Annotated in this window: 16 protein-coding genes; 4 read left to right on the top strand and 12 right to left on the bottom strand. The window is 55.1% G+C overall.

The features are described 5' to 3' along the window. Positions 1–123 precede the first annotated feature (123 nt). The 3 genes from mapR to ACYZUC_RS05550 form a co-directional block, all read right to left on the bottom strand. Positions 124–1533: a GntR family transcriptional regulator MpaR gene (mapR, locus tag ACYZUC_RS05560; RefSeq protein WP_008041055.1), complete on the bottom strand. Its 1410-nt coding sequence runs from the start codon at positions 1531–1533 to the stop codon at positions 124–126. Positions 1534–1653: 120 nt separating this feature from the next. Then, positions 1654–3066 (bottom strand): cytochrome c oxidase accessory protein CcoG, encoded by a 1413-nt coding sequence (gene ccoG, locus ACYZUC_RS05555; RefSeq protein WP_461994179.1) that lies wholly within the window; start codon positions 3064–3066, stop codon positions 1654–1656. A 195-nt stretch (positions 3067–3261) separates the two neighbouring features. Next, complete coding sequence (locus ACYZUC_RS05550) at positions 3262–3495, bottom strand: DUF3203 family protein (protein ID WP_461994177.1); 234 nt, start codon at positions 3493–3495, stop codon at positions 3262–3264. Between the two features lie 122 nt (positions 3496–3617). Between ACYZUC_RS05550 and ACYZUC_RS05545 the strand changes: the two genes are divergently transcribed. Continuing rightward, entirely contained in the window at positions 3618–4112 is a 495-nt protein-coding gene (locus ACYZUC_RS05545) for an MgtC/SapB family protein (RefSeq protein WP_207284273.1), read from the top strand. A gap of 242 nt (positions 4113–4354) precedes the next feature. Here ACYZUC_RS05545 and ACYZUC_RS05540 read toward each other — a convergent pair whose 3' ends face one another. The 6 genes from ACYZUC_RS05540 to ACYZUC_RS05515 form a co-directional block, all read right to left on the bottom strand. Next, a complete protein-coding gene (locus tag ACYZUC_RS05540) occupies positions 4355–5068 on the bottom strand; it encodes an ATP-binding cassette domain-containing protein (RefSeq protein WP_461994175.1) in 714 nt (237 codons plus the stop codon). A gap of 758 nt (positions 5069–5826) precedes the next feature. Then, the gene (locus ACYZUC_RS05535) at positions 5827–7026 is read right to left on the bottom strand and encodes a YcaO-like family protein (RefSeq protein WP_461994173.1); all 1200 of its coding nucleotides are present in this window, start codon (positions 7024–7026) and stop codon (positions 5827–5829) included. After that, positions 7023–7814, bottom strand: a complete 792-nt coding sequence (locus tag ACYZUC_RS05530; RefSeq protein ID WP_461994171.1) for a SagB/ThcOx family dehydrogenase — start codon at positions 7812–7814, stop codon at positions 7023–7025. The genes ACYZUC_RS05535 and ACYZUC_RS05530 overlap by 4 nt, the downstream gene beginning before the upstream one ends. Beyond that, positions 7811–8671: an McbB family protein gene (locus ACYZUC_RS05525; RefSeq protein ID WP_461994169.1), complete on the bottom strand. Its 861-nt coding sequence runs from the start codon at positions 8669–8671 to the stop codon at positions 7811–7813. Before ACYZUC_RS05525 ends, ACYZUC_RS05530 begins: the two co-directional genes overlap by 4 nt. Before the next feature lie 66 nt (positions 8672–8737). Then, positions 8738–9055 (bottom strand): hypothetical protein, encoded by a 318-nt coding sequence (locus ACYZUC_RS05520; RefSeq protein WP_461994167.1) that lies wholly within the window; start codon positions 9053–9055, stop codon positions 8738–8740. A 376-nt stretch (positions 9056–9431) separates the two neighbouring features. Then, on the bottom strand, positions 9432–9602 hold the full coding sequence (locus ACYZUC_RS05515) for a hypothetical protein (protein ID WP_461994165.1): 171 nt from the start codon (positions 9600–9602) through the stop codon (positions 9432–9434). A gap of 217 nt (positions 9603–9819) precedes the next feature. Here ACYZUC_RS05515 and ACYZUC_RS05510 point away from each other — a divergent pair, with 217 nt between their 5' ends. The 3 genes from ACYZUC_RS05510 to glgB all read left to right on the top strand — a co-directional run bounded on the left by ACYZUC_RS05510 (position 9820) and on the right by glgB (position 17557). After that, the gene (locus tag ACYZUC_RS05510; protein WP_461994163.1) at positions 9820–11814 is read left to right on the top strand and encodes an alpha-1,4-glucan--maltose-1-phosphate maltosyltransferase; all 1995 of its coding nucleotides are present in this window, start codon (positions 9820–9822) and stop codon (positions 11812–11814) included. A 167-nt stretch (positions 11815–11981) separates the two neighbouring features. Continuing rightward, positions 11982–15323 (top strand): maltose alpha-D-glucosyltransferase, encoded by a 3342-nt coding sequence (gene treS / locus ACYZUC_RS05505; RefSeq protein WP_461994161.1) that lies wholly within the window; start codon positions 11982–11984, stop codon positions 15321–15323. Positions 15324–15325: 2 nt separating this feature from the next. Continuing rightward, a complete protein-coding gene (gene glgB / locus ACYZUC_RS05500; RefSeq protein ID WP_008035616.1) occupies positions 15326–17557 on the top strand; it encodes a 1,4-alpha-glucan branching protein GlgB in 2232 nt (743 codons plus the stop codon). Positions 17558–17633: 76 nt separating this feature from the next. Here the strand turns inward: glgB and ACYZUC_RS05495 are convergent, their stop codons facing one another. The 3 genes from ACYZUC_RS05495 to ACYZUC_RS05485 all read right to left on the bottom strand — a co-directional run bounded on the left by ACYZUC_RS05495 (position 17634) and on the right by ACYZUC_RS05485 (position 22792). After that, complete coding sequence (locus ACYZUC_RS05495) at positions 17634–20411, bottom strand: RHS repeat domain-containing protein (RefSeq protein ID WP_461994159.1); 2778 nt, start codon at positions 20409–20411, stop codon at positions 17634–17636. A 94-nt stretch (positions 20412–20505) separates the two neighbouring features. Further along, on the bottom strand, positions 20506–21573 hold the full coding sequence (locus ACYZUC_RS05490; RefSeq protein WP_461994157.1) for an autotransporter domain-containing protein: 1068 nt from the start codon (positions 21571–21573) through the stop codon (positions 20506–20508). A 418-nt stretch (positions 21574–21991) separates the two neighbouring features. Continuing rightward, positions 21992–22792, bottom strand: a complete 801-nt coding sequence (locus tag ACYZUC_RS05485; protein WP_461994155.1) for an endonuclease/exonuclease/phosphatase family protein — start codon at positions 22790–22792, stop codon at positions 21992–21994. Between the last annotated feature and the right edge of the window lie 81 nt (positions 22793–22873).

Here is a 22873-nt window from a genome sequence, read left to right as displayed (position 1 = left end):
CCCTCAAGTGTTGTGATTCCTGTTCTGGTCTCATCGCGAGCAGGCTCGCTCCCACAGTGGAACACGGTCAACTGTAGGAGCGAGCCTGCTCGCGAAGGCGATAGACCAAACACTATCAAACCTTCAAAACGACCGCACAATCCGCCCCAACGTCTCCATCGCTTTCTCCGATGCCTCATCCCAAGGGCTGCCATAATTCAGCCGAATACAATTCCTGAACCGCTGCGCCGGTGAAAAAATCGGCCCCGGCGCAATGCTGATACCTTGCGCCAATGCCATCTGAAACAACTTCAACGAATCCATCTGCGGCGGCAATTCCAGCCACAAAAAATACCCGCCGGCCGGTTGGCTGACGCGAGTCTGCGCCGGGAAATAGCGCGCAATCGCCGCCAGCATCGCACTCTGCTGTTCTTCCAAGGCATAACGCAGTTTGCGCAGATGCCGGTCATAGCCGCCATGTTGCAGGTAATCGGCAATCGCCGCCTGCGCCGGCATCGACGCGCACAGCGAGGTCATCAACTTCAACCGCTCAATCTTCTGCGCATAGCGCCCGGCAGCCACCCAGCCAATTCGATAACCAGGGGCGAGGCTCTTGGCGAACGAGCCGCAGTGCATCACCAACCCTTCGGTATCGAACGCCTTGGCCGGTTTCGGTGCCTGTTGCCCGTAATAGAGCTCGGCGTAGACATCATCTTCGATCAGCGGCACCTGATGGCTGCGCAACAGCTCCACCAGTTCCTGTTTCTTCGCCTCGGGCATGGTGGCGCCCATGGGGTTCTGGAAACTGGTCATGCACCAGCAGGCCTTGATCGGGTGGCGTTCCAGGGTTTGCGCGAGCACGCCGAGGTCGATGCCGTCGCGTGGGTGCACGGGGATTTCCACGGCTTTGAGTTTCAGCCGTTCGAGGATTTGCAGGCAGGCGTAGAACGCCGGGGCTTCGATGGCCACCAGGTCGCCGGGTTCGGTGACGGCTTGCAGGCAAAGGTTGAGCGCTTCGAGGGCGCCGTTGGTGATCAGCAGTTCTTCCATGGGCAGCATCAGGCCGCCGACCATGTAGCGCAGGGCTATTTGTCGGCGCAGTTGCGGGTTGCCTGGCGACATGTCGGTGACGACCATGCGCGGGTCCATGTCCCGGGCAGCGCTGGCCAGGGAGCGGGACAAACGTTGTAACGGAAACAGGGTCGGGCTGGGGAACGCCGAGCCGAAGGGCACGGTGTTGGGGTCTTTGATCGAGTCGAGGACCGAGAACACCAGTTCGCTGACGTCGACTTCGGTGGACTCGTTGACCTGACTGCTGATCACCGGTTCTGAAAACGGGCTCGGCGCATGGGTGTTGACGAAGTAGCCGGAACGCGGGCGGGCGCGGATCAGGCCACGGCGCTCCAACAGGTAATAGGCCTGGAACACCGTGGACGGGCTGACACCGTAGGTCTGGCTGGCGTAGCGCACCGAGGGCACGCGCTGGCCGGGGCCGAGGACGCCGGAGCGGATCAGTTCAGCGATGTCGTCGGCGAATTTTTCGTAGCGTTTCATCGAGTGCCCTGGGGTTGCGGTATTCAGAGAAATTGGGGGGCCTTCTTCGCCGGCAAGCCGGCTCCTACAGGTCTGCGCGATTCTGTAGGAGCCGGCTTGCCGGCGATGCAGTCTAAGGGATCAACGGTTCATCGGCGCAACAAACCGGCTTTTGGCCACGCTATAAATCTCAGGTTCATCGCTGTCGACGATCTTGAAACTGATGCTCTGCGAGCTGCTGCTCGGCCGTTCGGTGGTCATCGCCACGGACACCGGCACGTCGACGATTTCCCCCGGCGCCAGGCTCAGTTCGGTCTTGCCTTGCAACTGGAAGCCGTCGCCATCGACCAGGGTCAAGCGGTAGTCCTGACGTTGCTGGGTCTTGTTGATGACTTTAAGGCTGTAGATGTTTTCGATCTGCCCCTGGCTGTTCTCGCGGAACAGACCACGGTCCTTGCTGACGTCCAGCGACACCATCGGCCGCTCCACCAACGCGAGGGCGAGGGCGCCGATCATCACCAGCAACACCGCGGTGTAGCCGATCAGCCTTGGCCGCAGCAGATGCGTCTTGCCACCTTGCAACTCGTGCTCCGAGGTGTAGCTGATCAGGCCACGGGCATAGCCCATTTTGTCCATGATCGAATCGCAGGCGTCGATACACGCCGCGCAGCCGATGCATTCCATCTGCAAGCCATCGCGGATGTCGATGCCGGTCGGGCAGACCTGCACGCACAGTTGGCAATCGATGCAATCACCGAGGCCGACGTCGGCAGGTTTTACCTCACGCTTGCGCGGGCCACGGTTTTCGCCACGGGCGACATCGTAGGAAATGGTCAGCGTGTCTTTGTCGAACATCACGCTCTGGAACCGTGCATACGGACACATGTGCATGCACACCGCTTCGCGCAGCCAACCGGCGTTGATGTAGGTCGCGCCGGTGAAGAACAGCACCCAGAACAGGCTGACACCGCCCATCTGCAAGGTCAGCAACTCTTCGGCCAGCGGGCGGATTGGCGTGAAGTAACCGACAAACGTCAGGCCCGTCAGCAAACTGATCGCCAGCCACAGCGTGTGTTTGGCCGAGCGACGCATCAGTTTGTTCACGCTCCAGGGCGCGGCTTGCAGCTTGATTCGCTGGTTACGCTCGCCTTCGGTGATCTTCTCGCACCACATGAAGATCCAGGTCCAGGAACTCTGCGGGCAGGTGTAGCCGCACCAGACCCGGCCGGCAAACACGGTGATCGCAAACAGACCGAACGCGGCAATGATCAACAGTGCCGACAACAGAATGAAATCCTGCGGCCAGAAGGTCGCGCCGAAGATGTGGAATTTGCTTTCGGAAAGGTCCCAGAGCACAGCCTGACGGCCACCCCAGTTCAACCACACGGTGCCGAAAAACAGCAGGAACAGAAATCCCGCACCGCTCAGGCGCAGGGTACGGAACAGGCCGGTGAAGCTGCGGGTGTGGATCAGGTTGTCGCTGGACTTGGCCTTCATCTTTGGACGCGAAGGTTCAAATGTTTCTACGGTTCGGACGGGGATTCTTTCGCTCATGGTCTTTCGCTCATCAGCCTCCATCAGGCATGAGCACTATGAGCGGCGATCTGTTTGCATAACAGACTCAGGTATCGCAATAAAAAGCGGATCAGATGAGCGTTGAGCCGCACCCTGCGACAAGTTGATGCACCCGTCAAGACGGGGCGCGGGCGCCTATATCAGACGTCCGCGCGTGATGTTGATCCGGGTCAGTCAAATCACCGAATCACTGTCGGTGGCCTTCAAATGCCGTCGACCGTCCACTGCGCCTGCTACGGTCAATGCATCGGCTTCTGCTTCGGTGATGTAAATGCGCTGGCCGTCGATGTCTACCGCCGACATGGCTTTGGCGCCGTCGGTGACGATGGTGACGTCGGAGCACAGACGGATTTCTTCGCCGTTCTGCGTGATGAAGAAGCAGGTCTGGTTTTCGATACGCACAGTCATGGAGAGGTCCTTTTTTCTGTGGATTCTTGACTGTTAGGGCACCTGCGGCCGCCATCGTTCTGTGCAACCGATTAATGGTCGGCGCGGTCCATCCTCTATCGAGCATCTACAAGGATTGCGCCATGAACGCCTGGTGGCATGAGGTTTGGGTGACGCTTCAAGCGGAGTTCGCCGACATCGGCGACGCCTCACAACTGACACGAATTACCGTCAGATTGCTGATAGCGGCGATTTTGGGCGGGATTCTGGGATTCGAGCGTGAACACAAGGGCAAGGCGGCCGGAGTGCGAACGCACATGTTGGTCGCGCTTGGCGCCGCATTGTTCGTGCTGGTGCCGCAAATGTCCGGTTCTCAGGCTGATGCCATGAGCCGCGTGGTGCAGGGCGTGATCGCCGGGATCGGTTTTCTCGGTGCCGGGACCATCCTGAAAAACCAGGACGGTGATGAAGGCCACGTGAAAGGCCTGACCACCGCCGCCGGGTTGTGGATGACGGCGGCGATTGGTGTTTCCGCCGGGTTGGGGCGTGAGGCGACGGCGGTGTTCAGTACGTTGCTGGCGTTGGGGATTTTCAGTGTGATGCCGAGGATCGTGAAGCTACTCGAAAACAAAGACTGACACGGTCCTGTAGGAGCCGGCTTGCTGCGGGCGGCGTTCCGACGATAGCGGTCGTCCAGATAACACCATGTTTAATGTACGGACGCCATCGCCAGCAAGCCGGCTCCTACAGGGGGCGCGGCGGGCATCATTCGGGAGTGACGATCACTGGCGGCATCGTTTCCGGCGGATCTTCACGCTACTCGATAAAAATCACACGTCGTAAAAGTGGTAAATTGCAAGCTTTCGTATAAATGGCTCTCCTAGAAGCTTCCTCTGGTTGCTGACGAGATGAATGCTTCGTCAAGGCTAGTGGCATCGTAATACTTCTTGAATTCTTCTCCGGATTCAAAAGACTTAAACGTACGGTCAGTAATCATGTAGAAGCGATCGCAATTAGCGGCGATTTCTTCGATATTATGCGAAGAGACCAGTATTGCCACACCTTCTCGTGCTGCACCTCTCAGGCACTTCCATATATAGTGGCGAAACTCTGCGTCAACTCCTGCGCTTGGTTCATCCAAAATAACTAGATCTGCATTTAGAGCAAGCAAAGTCAGCGTGAAGAACCAACGTTTCTCTCCATAACTGCAAATCGAGGATTTTTTGTTCCATATTGCAGTGTAACGTTCGATAATTTCAGGGCTCCACGCTTGAAGTTTTTCAACGGCTTTCTGTTGGCTGAGAATTTCTGATGAGCACAGGAGGGTGGTCATTTTGAAAATATCAAACATGCGCAAAGAGTGTGGAGTGCTGAGGGATTGAGATAAATATAATTGGTTTTTGAATGTGCTGACTATTTCGATATTTTTTATATTTGTTAGCCCGCATAAAATATCAAAAAAGGTAGTTTTTCCACTGCCGTTTGGGCCGAGCAGCCCTATGATAGAACCTGAGTTCACGGTTAATGATGCATTGGCGAATATGGGAGTGTTCTTGTAGCTGAAGGAAAGGTTGGTAACTATCAATGAGCTCATCAATATCTGCTCCATACTGGATTTATTCTCAAGAGCCGAAAAGTTGATAGTAGGGTGCCCGTAAATACAATGACTATTGTAAATGTTAATGCTTTGTTATCTGTCACTCCCTGTAAAAGGATATTGTTTGCCATGGCTAAGGGGTTTATGCGTCGGATGATGCTTGATATGTCTGACAAGGAGCTACTAGCCCCATAAATTCCAAGAATCAGCATTGAAAATGCAGCGATTGAAAAAAGAGTATTTGCATTTTGGAATGTAATGGGCGGCAGCGTTAATAAAAGCCCCGGTATGCTGAATAGCAAAAAGCAAAGATAAAATCTACCAGAAATAAATAATATCTCTTCAATGAATAATGATCCAAACGCTGGTCGTGTGAGGCAGTAAAACGTCGCGCAATAAAGTATTGATATGAGCGAGTACGCAAAAAACTGTCCTAGCAGGAACACGACTCGCGACTCAAATTTGTATATAAACGATCTGATAAACCCACTTTCCCTCCGGCCGATTATATAAAACGAGAAACCAAAAAAAGCTACACTTGAGGAGATGTAAGCATAAAACCAGGATGTGGCTTCGATATAATCAGTGTTGTATGGCGGTGTATTTCCTCTGGAGTAGTTTAGTAGATAGAATAATGCCGCAGGAGACAAGATGGTCCAAAAAAAAGCAGTCGGCTCCTTAGCTTGTTCTTTTATGAAAATCAAACCAAGTCCAATTGCGCGTTTAACTTTGTGATCTGGCATGATTTATTCTTCTCAGGGGAATGGAACCATAACATTTTTACGAGCGTCATCGATTTCATGAAAAAATGAATCTGAGTAGCGGTTGCGAATATTTATATTTTTTGAGTTATTCATGTGTAGAAATAAGTCGGGTGATAAGTACTTGCTGGCAAAATAGTTGGAGCTTTCAATTGTTATAGGTTTTATATAGATAAAGCCAGCAATACCCTGGGTTTCGAGCGCTTTTAACAGGCTCGGTGCGTTAAAGTGTTCTTTGTGACTTGGCGCTGATTCATGGCATTGTAGTGTTGTGGTTATTTCTTGGTAGGTTTGATAATTGTTGCAGTTTAAAAAGTGTCTTAGGTAGGGGTCTTCTATTTCTTTTTGCTCGCTGTTGGTAGAACTGAATAAATCTATAAATCGAAATGTTTGCCATAACTCACGAATCGATTTGTCCAGCGCCTCTTCAACGCTGGCTGCATATGCCATTCCTGCGCAGTATTTGACATTTCTATTTTTGGCCGCGCTTCCATAAACGATGAGTACGCAAGCTCCAGGAAACGAAGGGTCGGTAATATCGATAACGGTCGTGTCCCCAGCCAGTACGAGATACCGATACAGCTTCGCTGAGTGTGCATTTTTTAGTTTTGCGGTCGCTATTTTTATAGGTATTATTATTCGACATTTCTTTGTAAGCCAGAATTTTGTCAGAAATTGTCTTTCGAGTTGCTCCTTTAACGAACCAAATATAGCGATCATAGGGTCCCAGTGGAAGCTGCAACCACATGTGTCTCGTAAAGGGTATATTGTGCTGTCGCTTTCAGTTTTATGCGCACTCAGAGATATACAGGCAGTTGGCACATGGCATTGTGAAAAATCGCTAGCTCGGTAAACTTCAGATAATTGGAACTGATGGTTCAAGATGTCATCCAGTGGTTTATTGCCTTCACATGTTTGATAGAGGGCCTTGCAAAAATCACGGCATTCTGTCTTAAACATGGAAAGGTCAAGGCGGCCTGTCAAGTCAGGCATGACTTCCATGTAAAAATGCCGTCTTTCAAAATATTCACCTAGTGCGGCTCGTATCGCTTCGGATCCGGTGCCAATGCCCGACCCGCCGTTCCCCCATGAATCATTAGTTTCTGCTGATGTTGGTATAGAAGTAAGGCATGATGGCTGATATACAATTGAGTTCGGTAGCGATGAAGTATTGTTTTGATTGTGAATATTCATTTTGCTTTACCTACAAAATGTACGCATAGAGGCAGGAAGATAGCAGGATTCAATCCAATGGCTTTGCATACCATCGTATCTGTATAAGCCGACCATAGACGGCTTCGTAGTTTAAGTTTTTTTGCCTGTAACTCGATCAGCATATATATGGATCCTGCCTCCATTAGGGCCAAACGGTATCCGCGATATCGATACTTAAACATTGTTTTTGGAATATAGGCAGCATAAATGATTGCCAGGCTAGGTGAGCCAATATTTCCTGGTGCGGAGAGCATTGAGGTGCGTAGGTCTTTTGTGCATTCCGTATTTTGCATGATTTCGAATTTTGCAGATTGCGGCAATAGATGCAAAATTTTTTCCGGACATGGCCAGGTTGATTCTTCATCCATTAACGAGCAAACAAATACTTCTATTGGATAAAGGGCGCCGCCGCTTGGGTATCCTCGTTTATAACTAGTTCTATTTTTTGCGGTAAGTGGGCTTACTAGTTTTTCTATTATGCTGAAATCTATGTTTTGGTTGATGAATGACTCGCACGAATCATTTCTATGTAGGTGGTCGGATTTTTCGGTTGTTTTTAATGGTATGCATATATCCAAATCTGGATAAAGCTTGAGCTCGTTCCCTGTTAATTCGGCCATATATTTAGCTTCAATAGAATGCAGGGCGGTTGAATTTTTGAAAGCCTCATGAATTACATAATTTCCTTTGCTGTGGAAGTCCAAGACCTGCTCGTGAACAATAGGATCCAAAAATCTAAGGTAATAGTCATGCGGAATATTTTTCATGCGTTAACCTTTAAGCAGTCACACATACACCAGTGTGAAATTAATGATTCTGATATATGTCCATTACTAAGGGATAGGTTGGTTTCCTGAAGTATATTGTCTTGGAATCGGCAAATACCATTTGAACCTGTTATGAGTTTTATTTTCTGTATAATTGCGCCGATAATTAAACATTTCTGATATAGGGAGTGGCGCGGTGTCGGAATGGGTATGTGTTTATTTTTACAAAAACTCAAAAGGCCCGACCAAGTATTTTTGCTTGGTTTGTACGTCTCATGATTAATTAGCCTGTCTATCGAGCAGAAATGACAAGGGCTTCCTATTTTTGGAAAGTAGGGTTGCCCTATTACATAATTGTCTCCATTTGAATAACAGATGCTGATTGCATTTTCTGGGTGATTAGATGTGATCTGAAAATAGGTTTTCTTTAAATCGTTATACTCGTAATTGTTGCAAGCCAATATAATATAGTTGCAAGCGTCTCCAGTTATTCTTTGTTCCAGTTCAGATATTTTGCAGAGGCTTGTCGAGCTTGGTAGTTCGTCTAGTACAAAAGATTCAAATTGAGCGGTATCATCCCAGTCATGAGCTATTATGATTTTTTTAAAATAAAAAGCATCTTTCTCTGTTTTTATGTCGATTATCCCTTCAAGGGATTTGTATGCATCTTCTTGATCTAGATTGTGTTCGCTGAACAAGCCAGAAAGCTCAATGTCAGTTATGCTGCTTCTATTGTTTAGCCTTCTAATTACCTCTAGTAGTGAAGGTGAGTTTATGCGCGACACCCCTTTTTGAGAGATGACGATGTGGTCACAGTCAAAATTCAGAAGGTTATAGTTCTGTATGCTAAGTTTCATGTCTTTCCCTGTCGAGGCCTTTCCATTTCGGGGCGGAAAGACCTCGTCTCCCTTTAATATAAAGTCTTATTGTTTTGAGTGCTCATTCTTGACGTCGGAAGTAACTGCATTGCCGCCAGAACCGCCAGAGCCACCGCTTCCACCGCTACAACCACCGCCACCACCACAGCCTCCACTTCCTCCGCAACCACCTGCACCGCCGGATCCGCCAGCAATGTGTGAGAACGAATCGCCACCAAATTCTTTTTTGAAGCTGAAGATTGTTTCGGTCAAGTTTTCAATTTTCATTTTCAAACTCCGTCTAGGAAAGAAGTCACCGTTTAGTAAGTGACGAACAATTTCTAACTCGTTGAGCGGTGTGTTGCAAATTTGAATTTTTTTCATTGTAGGAGACTTCATACGAGCTTTGGTAAAGAGTCTTTCGTGATGGGCGACGTATTGTGCGAGTGTCAACTTAATGGTTAAACAGTATTGTTGTTTGGGGAAAAGCGAGGAAATTCCGCACGTTGCAGCCTGTTGTTATATGGTCCGAGACTATGTATTGGCTCATTATTGGATAAATAGTCTGAGGACGCTTGTAGTACGCTTCCTGAACGTCTGCGGGCATTGTTTTGATATTTGAGTTGGGCAGCGTTGGATATTGCGACGAGCGGTATATTTTTGTTGGACGTTCCTCGCAGACTGATTCCAAGCCCGTGCTTCATGGCCAATAGATTGGCTTCAAGATTGTTACTGCTACGACGCAGTTAATGATCTCTCCCTAAGCCTCCGGCCCGACGATCACCGGCGGCATCGTTTCCGGGGGATCTTCCCTCGGTGGTGGTGTGGTCCCTGGCGGGTCCTGCTCGGGTACAGGCTGCGGTTCAGTCGGCGGAATGGTCGGACTGTCGATGTTCGGATCTGGCGTTTCTGCCGGGATTGGAATACTCATCGTTGAAGCCTCCAGTGGCACATGGCGCAAGTCGTGCTTAAGTGTGTTGACCACTTCGTGCAGGAATTGATTCCACCGGATACCCAGGCAAATCCCCGTGAACTTTTACCGGCGCCCGTCGCTCGGAACTTAAGTGAGTTCATTCCGGGGCCGCTGGCCTTGCGCGAATGACGACCAGGTACAAGAGCGTCCATGGGGCGTGAAGGAGAGATGCTCGATGACTGCTGAAAAACCCACAGAGCTCAACTACAACCCTCATATGCCGCTGTCGCAGGCGTTACTGCTGCCGCGCATCGCCATCGAAAACACCATGCCGACCCTCGATGGCGGGCAATTCGCCGTTAAAGCGGTGGTGGGGCAAGACGTGGTGGTGACCAGCAAAGTCTTCGCCGACGGTCATGACAAACTGGCCGTCCGGGTCCGCTGGCATGCTGCCGACGATGATGTCTGGCAGAGCGAAGTCATGGGCGAGTTGGGCAACAACGGTTATCAAGGCCAGTTCCGCGTCGACCGCCAGGGCCGTTATGTGTTCTGCATCGAAGCCTGGGTCGATCAGTTCGCCAGCTTCTGTTATGAGCTGGAAAAAAAGTACACGGCCCGAGTGCCGGTCAGTCTTGAGTTGCAGGAGGGGCGCAATCAGGTCCAGCAGGCGGCCGAGCGCACCGAAGGACCACTCAGCGAAGCGCTGGCCGCGCTGCACCATGAATTGTCCGGGTTGCTCGAAACCGAGCAGGTCGCACTGTTTTTGCACCAGCGTAGCGCGGACCTGATGGCCGAGGCCGATCACCACGCTTATTTGAGCCTGAGCGCCGAGTATCCGCTGGATGTCGAACGCGAACTCGCACAGTTTGCCAGTTGGTATGAGTTGTTCCCGCGTTCGATCACCGATGACCCGGCCCGTCACGGCACCTTCAACGACGTGCATTCGCGGTTGCCAATGATCCAGGACATGGGGTTCGACGTGCTGTACTTTCCGCCGATCCACCCGATCGGGCGCAGCTACCGCAAAGGCCCGAACAACTCGCTCACCGCTGGCCCCGACGATCCGGGCAGCCCCTATGCCATTGGCAGTGAAGAGGGCGGGCATGAGGCGATTCATAAGGAATTGGGCACCCGCGAAGACTTCCGTCAGCTGGTGGCTGCAGCGGCTGACCATGGCCTGGAAATCGCACTCGACTTTGCCATCCAGTGTTCCCAGGATCACCCGTGGCTCAAACAGCGCCCCGGCTGGTTCAACTGGCGCCCGGACGGCACGATCAAATACGCCGAGAACCCTCCGAAGAAATACCAAGACATCGTCAACGTCGATTTCTATGCCGTCGAGGCGATCCCCAGCCTGTGGGTCGAGTTGCGCGACATCGTGGTCGGCTGGGTCGAGGAAGGCGTGAAGATCTTTCGCGTCGACAACCCACACACCAAACCGTTGCCATTCTGGCAGTGGCTGATCGCCGATGTGCGGGCGCTATACCCGGAGGTGATTTTCCTCGCCGAAGCCTTTACCACGCCGGCGATGATGGCACGCCTGGGCAAAGTGGGTTATTCGCAGAGCTACACCTACTTCACCTGGCGCAACACCAAGCATGAACTGTCGACGTACTTCACCGAGCTCAACGAATCGCCGTGGCGCGAATGCTACCGGCCGAATTTTTTCGTCAATACGCCAGACATCAATCCGGCGTTTCTGCATGAGTCGGGGCGCGCCGGTTTTCTTATCCGTGCGGCGCTGGCGACCATGGGCTCCGGGTTGTGGGGCATGTATTCCGGGTTCGAACTCTGTGAATCCGCGCCTGTGCCGGGGAAGGAGGAATACCTCGATTCCGAGAAGTACGAGATTCGCCCAAGGGACTTCAATGCGCCCGGCAACATCATCGCCGAGATCGCGCAGCTCAATCGCATTCGTCGGCAAAACCCGGCTCTGCACACGCATTTGGGGCTAAGGGTCTACAACGCCTGGAATGACAACATTCTGTATTTCGGCAAGCGCAGCGCCGATGGCAGCAATTTCATTCTGGTGGCCGTCAGCCTCGATCCGCACAACGTTCAGGAAGCGAACTTCGAATTGCCGCTGTGGGAAATGGGTTTGCCCGACGACGCCAGCACCCAGGGTGAGGATTTGATGAACGGGCATCGCTGGACCTGGCACGGCAAGTACCAGTTCATGCGGATCGACCCGGCGCATCAGCCGTTCGGGATCTGGCGCATCACCGTCTAAACGCAGGATCTGTAGGAGCCGGCTTGCTGGCGATGGCGGCGGGTCAGTCAACGGAACTGTTGAATGCAATTGCGCTATCGCCAGCAAGCCGGCTCCTACAGGGGAATCATCGCGTCGGAGGATTGTGTACGGCCCAGCGACCTTCTCGAACTCAACAGGAGTTTCAAATGGCGAAGAAGCCCAAGGCAGCCACTTTTATCAAGGACCCGCTCTGGTACAAGGATGCGGTGATCTATCAGGTTCACGTTAAGTCTTTTTTCGACTCCAACAATGACGGGATCGGCGACTTTCCCGGCCTTATCGCCAAACTCGATTACATTGCCGACCTCGGCGTCAACACCATCTGGCTCCTGCCGTTTTACCCGTCGCCACGACGCGATGACGGTTACGACATTGCCGAATACCGTGGCGTGCATCCCGATTACGGCACCATGGCCGACGCCAAACGCTTTATCTCCGAAGCGCACAAACGTGGCTTGCGAGTGATTACCGAACTGGTCATCAATCACACCTCGGACCAGCACGCGTGGTTCCAGCGTGCGCGCAAAGCCAAGCCCGGCTCGGCCGCGCGGGACTTTTACGTCTGGTCCGATGACGATCAAAAGTACGACGGCACCCGCATCATTTTTCTCGACACCGAGAAATCCAACTGGACCTGGGACCCGGTCGCCGGCCAGTACTTCTGGCACCGCTTCTATTCCCACCAGCCGGACCTGAACTTCGATAACCCGCAGGTCATGAAAGCCGTGCTTTCGGTGATGCGCTACTGGCTGGACATGGGCATCGACGGTTTGCGTCTGGATGCGATTCCGTACCTCATTGAGCGCGATGGCACCAACAACGAGAACCTGCCCGAGACCCACGATGTCCTCAAGCAGATCCGCGCCGAAATCGACGCCAATTATCCCGACCGCATGCTGCTGGCCGAAGCCAACCAATGGCCGGAAGACACCCAGTTGTACTTTGGTGACACCGATAAAAAAGGCCTGAACGGTGACGAATGCCACATGGCCTTTCACTTCCCGCTGATGCCGCGGATGTACATGGCGCTGGCCCAGGAAGACCGTTTCCCGATCACCGACATTCTGCGTCAGACCCCGGAAATCCCGGCCAATTGTCAGTGGGCGATTTTCCTGCGCAACCACGATGAGCTGACCCTGGAAATGGTCACCGACAAGGAGCGCGATTATCTGTGGAATTACTACGCCGCCGACCGTCGCGCGCGGATCAACCTGGGGATTCGCCGTCGCCTCGCGCCGCTGATGGAGCGTGATCGTCGTCGCGTCGAATTGCTAAATAGCCTGTTGCTGTCGATGCCCGGCACACCGACGCTGTATTACGGCGATGAAATCGGCATGGGCGACAACATCTACCTCGGTGATCGCGATGGCGTGCGTACGCCGATGCAATGGTCGATCGACCGTAACGGCGGGTTTTCCCGCGCCGACCCGGCGAGCCTGGTGCTGCCGCCGATCATGGACCCGCAATACGGTTACCTGTCGGTCAACGTCGAAACCCAGGCCGGCGACCCGCATTCGCTGCTGAACTGGACCCGCCGCATGCTCGCGGTGCGCAAGCAGTCCAAGGCCTTCGGCCGTGGCACCCTGAAAATGCTGTCGCCGAGCAACCGCCGGATTCTGGCCTACACCCGTGAATTCACCGGGGCCGACGGCAAGCACGAAATCATCCTGTGCGTGGCCAACGTGTCCCGCAGCGCCCAAGCGGCAGAGCTCGACCTGTCGGCCTACGTCGGCATGGTGCCGGTGGAGATGCTCGGCGGGAATGCGTTCCCACCGATTGGGCAATTGAATTTCCTCCTGACCCTGGCACCGTACGGCTTCTATTGGTTTGTACTGGCCGCCGAAAACCAAATGCCAAGCTGGCACGTCGAACCGGCGCAAAGCCTGCCGGACTTCACCACGCTGGTGCTGAAGAAACGCATGGAGGAACTGCTCGAAGCGCCGTCCCGTGACACGCTGGAGCAGGGCATCTTGCCAAACTGGTTGCAGAATCGGCGCTGGTTCGCCGGCAAGGACGCGGCCATCAACAAGGTCAATCTGGCCTACGGCGTGCGTTTCGGTGATGCGCAGCATCCGGTGCTGTTGAGTGAAATCGAAGTCACCAGCGGCGGCCAGATCAGTCGTTACCAGTTGCCTTTCGGCTTCATTGCGGACGATCAGGTCGGGCCGGCATTGCCGCAGCAACTGGCGTTGTCGCGCGTGCGACGCGGACCTCAGGTCGGATTGATCACCGATGCCTTCAGCCTCGAGCACTTCATCCGCGCTGTGCTGTCAGCCATGCAGGACAACACAGTGTTGCCTTCCGATGGCGGCGAAATCCGTTTCGAGCCGACTGCCGCACTGGCCGGCCTGGGGCTGACGGCGGAATCGCAAGTGCGTTACCTGTCCGCCGAACAGTCCAACAGTTCGGTGGTGGTGGGCAAAACCATGGTGCTGAAGCTGATCCGCAAGATCGCCTCGGGCGTGCACCCTGAACTGGAAATGAGCGCCTGCCTGACCAACGCAGGCTTTGCCAATATCTCGCCGCTGCTGGGTTCGGTGGTTCGCCGCGACGCCAAGGGCGAAGACAATCTGCTGATGATCGCCCAAGGCTATTTGAGCAATCAGGGCGATGCGTGGGAATGGACGCAGAACAACCTCGAACGGGCGCTGCGCGATGAACTGGCCGACGCCATGTCCGAGCAGGAGCAGCATTACAACGCCCTCGGCGAATTGAAAGACTTCGCCGGCATGTTAGGCCAGCGCCTGGGCGAAATGCACTTGGTGCTGGCGGTGTCTACCGACGACCCGGACTTCGCCCCGCACGTCACTACGCAAAAAGACGCCCTGGCCTCGGCCAAGGATGTCGCGGCGCAACTGGAGCACGCGCTGAAGTTGCTCAAACAGCATCAAAGTGAACTGAACCCGGCGGACAAAACCCTGGTCAGCCGTTTACAGGACAACAAAAAAGCCATCCTCGGCCACGTCCAGGAACTGGGTAAAAAAGCGGTTGGCGGCCTGCGGATTCGCGTCCACGGCGACTTGCATCTCGGGCAGGTGCTGGTGATCAAGGGTGATGCGTACCTGATCGACTTCGAAGGCGAACCGGCGCGGCCACTGGCCGAACGTCGCGGCAAACACAGCCCGTACAAAGATGTCAGCGGCGTGTTGCGTTCCTTCGACTACGCTGCGGCGATGACGATCAACGTGCACAACGCTGATCACACCAGCGATGTGCAGGCGGCTCGTCAGCGCGTTGCCGATCGCTATTTAAGTGAAGCGCGACAGGCATTTGTCGACGCTTATCGGCTGGCGGCAGCTAGTCTTGCTCATGCGTGGCAAGATCCGGAAGGCGAGGACGCCGCGCTGGCGTTGTTCGGTCTGGAGAAAGCGGCGTATGAGGTGGCCTATGAGGCAGAGAATCGGCCCACCTGGTTGCCCGTGCCGTTGCACGGTTTATATGGATTATTGAGTGGGCTTAAACCCTTTTCCGATCTTGGTGGAGAGTAGTCATGAGTTTCTCGAACAAGGAACAGGGTCACGCTAGAGAGGCATTACTGCCCAGATCCCGGGACATCGATGCGCTGGTACGCGCTGAACATCACGACCCCTTTGCAATCCTCGGCCCCCATGGCGATGGTGCTGGCGGGCAATTCATTCGGGCTTATCTGCCTGACGCGTTGAGCGTGCAGGTGCTGGCCAAGGACTCCGGCGAAGAGCTCGGCAGTCTGGAAGCCACCCAGACGCCGGGGTTGTTTGTCGGGCATTTCGAGCACGCGCAGCCGTACGTGCTGCGCACCCGTTGGGCCGGCGGGGAACAGGTGTCCGAGGACCCATACAGCTTCGGCCCGTTGCTCGGTGAAATGGATTTGTACCTGTTCGCCGAGGGCAATCACCGCGACTTGAGCAGTTGCCTCGGTGCGCAGCTGAAAAACGTCGACGGCGTCGACGGCGTGCGTTTCGCCGTGTGGGCACCCAACGCCAGACGGGTGTCGGTGGTCGGCGATTTCAATAACTGGGATGGGCGTCGCCACCCGATGCGCTCGCGTCACCCGACCGGCGTCTGGGAAGTGTTCATCCCGCGCATGCAGGCAGGCGAGGCTTACAAGTACGAGATCCTCGGCGCCCACGGCATTCTGCCGCTCAAGGCCGATCCGATGGCCCTGGCCACCGCGCTGCCGCCGGACACCGCGTCGAAAGTCGCCTCACCCCTGAGCATCGAATGGCAGGATCACGCGTGGATGCAGGCACGCGTCGAGCGTTCACAACCGAGCGCGCCGCTGTCGATCTACGAGTTGCACGCAGGCTCTTGGCAGTGCGAACTGGACGATCTGGGCGAAGTCGCGCGCCAGTACACCTGGCACGAACTGGGTGAACGGTTGATCCCGTACGTCAAGGATCTGGGCTTCACCCACATTGAGCTGATGCCGATCATGGAGCACCCGTTCGGCGGTTCGTGGGGCTATCAACTGCTCTCGCAATTTGCCCCGAGTGCACGCTACGGTTCACCGGATGACTTCGCCGCGTTCGTCAACGCCTGTCACCTGGCCGACATCGGCGTCATCCTCGATTGGGTGCCGGCGCATTTCCCGACCGATGTCCACGGCCTGGCGCAATTCGACGGCACCGCGCTGTACGAATACGGCAACCCGCTGGAAGGTTTTCACCAGGATTGGGACACGCTGATCTACAACCTCGGCCGCACCGAAGTGCACGGCTACATGCTGGCGTCGGGGTTGCACTGGCTCAAGCATTTCCATGTCGATGGCCTGCGCGTCGATGCGGTGGCGTCGATGCTGTATCGCGATTACTCGCGCAAGGCCGGCGAATGGGTGCCGAACCGTCACGGCGGGCGGGAGAACCTTGAAGCGATCGACTTCCTGCGTCACCTCAACGACGTGGTCAACCTCGAAGCCCCTGGCGCACTGGTGATCGCCGAAGAGTCCACCGCGTGGCCAGGCGTGAGCCAGAGCACGCAACAGGGCGGCCTGGGTTTCGATTACAAATGGAACATGGGCTGGATGCACGATTCGCTGCATTACATCCAGCAGGATCCGGTGTACCGCGCACACCATCACAACGAACTGAGTTTCGGCCTTGTGTATGCCTGGTCCGAGCGTTTTATCCTGCCGATCTCCCACGACGAAGTGGTCCACGGCAAGCACTCGCTGATCGACAAAATGCCCGGCGACCGCTGGCAGAAATTCGCCAACCTGCGCGCGTACCTGAGCTTCATGTGGGCGCATCCGGGCAAGAAACTGTTGTTCATGGGCTGCGAGTTTGGCCAGTGGCGCGAGTGGGATCATGATCAGCAGCTGGATTGGTACTTGCTGCAGTATCCGGAACACCAAGGTGTGAAGACATTGGTCGGAGACCTGAATCGGTTGTACCGCGAAGAACCGGCGCTGCATGAGCAGGACGACGTGCCGCAAGGGTTCCAGTGGCTGATCGGCGATGACGCGATCAACAGCGTTTACGCGTTCCTGCGCTGGAGCAAGGATGGGCGGCCGGTGTTGGTGGTGGCCAACTTTACGCCGGTGCCGCGCCAGGCTTATCGCATTGGCGTGCCGTTTGCGGGGCGCTGGACTGAGGTGATCAACAGTGACGCGGCGACGTATGCCGGGTCGAATTACGGGAACAGCGGCGGGGCGTCTACCGAGGAAGAGGCGAGCCATGGGCAGGCGCTTTCCTTGGTGCTGAATTTGCCGCCGTTGGCGGTGTTGATGTTGCGGCCGGAGGGGTGATCAGGGAACGTTGATTGTAGGCAGGCCCTTTCCTGCAGAGGGTGATCTGTAGGAAAGGGGGCTTATGGCATCGGGACTATCGACGACGTGTTGTCGCTCCGGGATATCCGTTCTCTTTCCAATTTGAAATAATCTTAAAGGCTTCACCGGCCGTTTTTTCAACTTCAGGCACTTCCTCCAGTTTTAGTTTGTCTGGATGAATAAGTAGTGCGATGTCCCTGAATTTTCTATTCCTACTGCTTTCGTCTTCGTCAGGGAAAATAGCGAGGATGTTATTTTTATTATTGATGATCTCGATCGCCATGCTGTATCCCTTGACGATTTTTTCATCCGTTTGCGATGGCAACGTTATGGGAGTTATAAACGAATTTTCCGTTGGTCTCTGGCTATCGCGCGAATGGAATGTCCCAGTGCGATGGTTTGATTCAGATTGCTGCGGTCCCGGCTGTGTTCCTTGGGTGCTACTCGGCCTGTTAGCTCTTGAAGAGTGGGGGGCGCTCCAACCTGCCCCTTCAAACAAATTGAAAGCAGGTGCCTTCCAGGCTACGTAAGAGCTACTAGTCGTAGGATTAAAACCTAATGCAGATTGGAAAAGTTCGTCGGCCATTCTATAAATATCCGGGCCAAGATTTTTTCTTTCATTTTTTAGCTCGGCGCGAAGCAGAATTATTCTTTTTGCAAATTTCCCATAATGCTCGGGTTTAGATATCGATTTTGTTTTGTCTATTTTTTTAAGAATTTTTTGTATTTCTTTATTGTCTTTGATGGCGCTTGTTATTGTGGTGGATTCTTCAAGCTCTTTTTTGAAGTTGCTTAAATCTTCATCGTTGTATTTCTCACCTTTCTCTCCCAGTACGTCCATTAAGATAATCGGGTTATTGCTGACCATGCAGTAATAGTTGAGACCGTCGATTGGTCCCGCCGGGTCCGGATTGATCCAGTGCTGCAACCACGGCGCGTAATAGCGGAACCCATAATAATAAAGCCCTGTCGCATCCCGCTCCTTGCCGGAGTAGCGCACGGTTTTGTACTTGGCCTCGGTTACGTTTCGACCTGCCCAACACGCCGTGCCGCCAAACGAGTAATAGCATTCCTGACTGATCAGGTTGGCATGCTGGTCCAGTTCCAATGCGCTGGACTTCAGGTGGTCGTTGAGGCTGTAACGCACCTGATCCTGAGTCATTTGATCGGGTGGTTCCGACACCCAGTGCAGCACCTGCACGCTGTTGCTGCCGGCGTTGGCGGTGATGACGTGGAGGATTTCACCAGTGCCGCTGTGACTGCGGACCTCCACACCGGGCAGGTAGCGCACTTCACGGATCACGCTGCGCGCATTGGTCTGGCTGGAATGCACTTTGCGCACCCGTTGGCCGCCGCCGTCGTAGAGGTAGCATTCGCAGTCGTCTTCTTTGTCCTTGCGCACGACCGGCCGCACCTCCCGCAGCTGGTTACGCAAGTCCCAGATCAGTGATTGGCCGGCTTGCAGTTCTCGCAGATTACCGTAGGCATCGAAGCCGTTGACCAGTTCTTCCTCGGTCGGCGGCCGGTTGTCGCGCTCGGGCAAACACCGGTTGCTGTAGCGCGCTCGAGTCAAGGTGCGGCCATGGGCTTGCGCGCCGACGTGTACCAGGTCCAGCAGATTGCCGCCCGCGTCGTAATAAAAGGTTTGTGTGTAGTTGGCGATCTGGCTCGGGGCGAGCGGCAGGGATTGAAAATCGGGCAGGGCGGGGCCGCCGGATCCGGTTTTGGCTTCACAGCCCGTGGCTTCGATCAACTGATAAAGCGTGTCGTAGCAGTAGGTCTTGAGCGGCAAGATGCTCTGGTTGGCGAAGTAGCGGATCGGTTGCGCGGCGTCCACGATGCTCAGCACATTGCCCGCGGCGTCGTAGCAGTAATTCAGGTCTTGCAGCGGCGTGCCATCGGCTTTGTGGGCGCTCAGTTCGATCAGTCGGCCGTTGGCTTCGTCGTAACGGTGGCGGGTGATGACGCCGTTGCCGGCGGTTTCCGCTTCGATCTGGCCAATGACGTTGTAGCGGATATCGTGGACCAGCAACTTCTCGACCTGTCCGTCGCCCGCCAGGGTTAGCCGAGTGTTTTCCAGCTGGCCGGCGAGGGTGTAAGCAAAGGCTTGAACATTGCCGAAGGCGTCAGTCTGGCTGAGCAGTTCGCTGCCGGGTGCAAAGGTGTAAGCCGTGGTCGCGCCGTCTCCTAGTTCGAGTAGCGCATCCCGCCCGGCAACGTCGGCCGGCCAATCGGGCGCATCGGTGCCGGTCAAAAACTTCCGCGTGTGGCTCAGCACATTGCTGGTGATACTCAGGTTACCAATATGAACGGTGCCGGCCGGGTCATCGTGACGGATCGGTTGGCCACACAGGTTGCGCGCCGCAGATTCCCCGCTGGCATCGGCATAGGTAAAGCGCTCCAGCGTGTGCTCGGCCACTTCCCGACCATATTCATGCACGGCCACCGGGCGCAGCAGTTCATCGTACTCGGTCAGCGAATGGCTGCCGCGACCGTCCCAGTGCTCCAAAGGCTGCCCGGCGTCACCTGGCAACACAACGCGCCATCCGGCATCCACGCTGTCGGTCATCAATGCGCCACCTGACAGGCTCGTCACTTGGCTCAGGTTAAAAGGGGCCGATGCATCGGTGTGAGCCAGATCGAACAGATACGGATCACGACTGGCCATCAATCGACCCACCGCATCGAAGGCTTGCTGGGTCACCCGTGTGTCAACCGGGTCGGCTGCCTCCCGCCGATGAAACTGCACTGTCCTGAGCAACAGGCCACGCGCATCCGACACCACCAAGGTCGGCGTGCCGGTATGCGCGTATGACGAAGCTCCGGTTGGCATCCCTGCTGGCCTTGATCAAAGTGAACTGCCCATCACAATGCACGACCATCAATCGCCTGCCTACTGTAAGAAGTAACAGGTGAATCAGGTGTTTTCACCAACGCATCCGCACACCCAAACTGCCAATCAGCCCATTCAAATCATTTTCATCCACACTGCTGCTGTAATCCGCGCTGACATACAGGCTTACAGCGGGTGTCACTCTGGCCACCAGGCCCAAACCCACTTCGACCGTCGATGAATAGCGGCTGGTGCTTATCTTGTCGACCTGATCCAGGGTCACGGTATTGCCGGTGTACACCGTGTGCCACAAGTTGGTCCGCACATACGGTTCGACCCCGAGGCCGTTGATGTCGTAGCTACCTTTCAACCGTGCACCGACTCGGCCGCTCCAGGATGTCAGGTCGCTGGAAGACGCATTGCCGGAACCGGCGTACGGGGTGTCCAGGGTGATGCGCTGATTGATCAACTGCGCCTGGGGTTCGACTACCCAGTTGTCGCCCAGGCCAATCGGAAAGCCACCTTCCACCGAGAAGGTGACTGCGCTGCCTTCGGTGGCTTGTCGGGCGCCCTGTTCATTACGGCTGAAGCCGTTGACCCGACCGCCACTGGCCGTCAAGTCGACGTGCCAGCCCTGTGGGCCGGTCAGGCTGTAGTAGGCGCCGAGGCTCTGGCCTTGCAGGTTGAGGGTGTCGGTGTCGGGGTCGGCAAGAGCGCGACCGGTCAGCAGGCCGTTGCTGTTGCCTTGAAACTGGTTCATCCCGCCGATCAGCCCCACCTGCTGGGTATGGCCGCTACCGCTTTGCAGGGTGAGGATCGCCGGGCCTTTGAATTCGTTGGCGCCAGGAATGCTGAATCCCTGGGACAGATAATCGGTTTGTGCCTGGCGCGACGCCTGTCCATAGAGCTGATCCCAGGCCGAGGGCGCAGCGTCTTCGATGGTCAGGTGTGAACTTCGCAAATCAGGCTTGGCGCTGAAGCGGCCGGGGTAGTTTGTAGCGAGCGCAGGCAAGGAGAGCACCGGAACCTCCTGGTCATACCAGGGGGTTGTTTCTTCCTCTGCAGGCGAAGCCTGCACTTCCATGGATGAGCACAGCAAGAGTGAACTCGAGACCGTGCAAAAAGTAACTTTGATCTCATGTGGGGTGAATGAAGTTTTCATGGAGGTCTACCTTGCAGTCGCATGCGGTATCTCGCTCTGGCGTCTCTCCTACCCCTGATTGAGGGGCGACCGAATGAATTGGGGCAAGCCGCTGGCGGCCCGTTCTGACGGGTGTCTGGGGGGTTGCTCCGGGTGGTACTTCCGGGGGTAGTAACGTGAAGTCAAGAAGACTGATGGCGCTGCGTCAAGAAAATGAACGATGAGCGGTATGGCCAATTTAGCCAATGCAACTGATTGTTTTTTGGCGCTTATCTAAGTTCTTGTTTGTACGAAAAATCATCGTGGAAGTGCTGTGCCAGAGGCGTTTGAGCAGCCGACGGTCGGTAAGAAAGTCGATGTGAACGGCGAGATTTGCGATCGCATCCCGCAGAGCATTACTGTCAATATCAATGATGCCTGCCGGATCATGCCTGAAACACTAAAGGCGCACTTCCACCGCCAACGGCAAATGATCCGACAGATGCGTCCACGGCTTGCTGCCCAATATCCGCGGCTCATGGCTGCTGGCATTGCGCAGATAGATCCGGTCCAGTCGCAGTAACGGAAACCTTGCTGGATAGGTTTTTGCCGGGCGACCATGGTGGCGCTCGAAGGCTTCGTGCAGGTAGTCGTGGCGGGCGAGGGCGGCGTTGCCTTGTAGCTGCCAGTCGTTGAAGTCGCCGGCGATGATCACCGGTGCATCGTCGGGTAAAGACTCAAGCAGTTGGCAGAGTAACTGAAGCTGCAACTGGCGATGACTTTCCAGCAAGCTCAGGTGCACGCAAATCGCGTGGACTTCGGCGTGGCCCGGTACGTCGAGCAGGCAATGCAGCAGACCGCGACGCTCGGGGCCGGTGATCGAGACGTCGAGGTTGCGGTATTCGCGGATCGGGTATTTTGACAGCAGCGCGTTACCGTGGTGACCGTCGGGGTAGACCGCATTGCGGCCGTAGGCGAAATCGCTCCACATGCTGTCGGCCAGGAACTCGTATTGCGAGGTCTGCGGCCAGTTGTTGAGGCGGGAAGAATGGCGTTCGTGTTCACCGACGACTTCCTGCAGGAACACCAGGTCGGCGGACGTACTGCGTACCGCTTCACGCAGTTCCGGAAGGATGAAGCGTCGGTTGAACGCGGTGAAGCCCTTGTGGGTGTTGACCGTCAGCACTCTGAGTCGATGAATCGCCGGCGGCGTGTTCAATGGCGTCGATTCGATGGTCTGGTGCTTGGAATCGCTGGTCACTTTGACTCCTCTGAATCAGGCTTGCTTATGTATGCGACTGATGCGGGGGCGGGCAGTTCAGTTTAAGCATTTGCAGGGGGC

The organism is Pseudomonas sp. GT1P32, assembly GCF_054897805.1.
The sequence above is the reverse complement of the archived record's forward strand: the minus strand, read 5'-3'. Positions and strand labels throughout refer to the sequence as shown.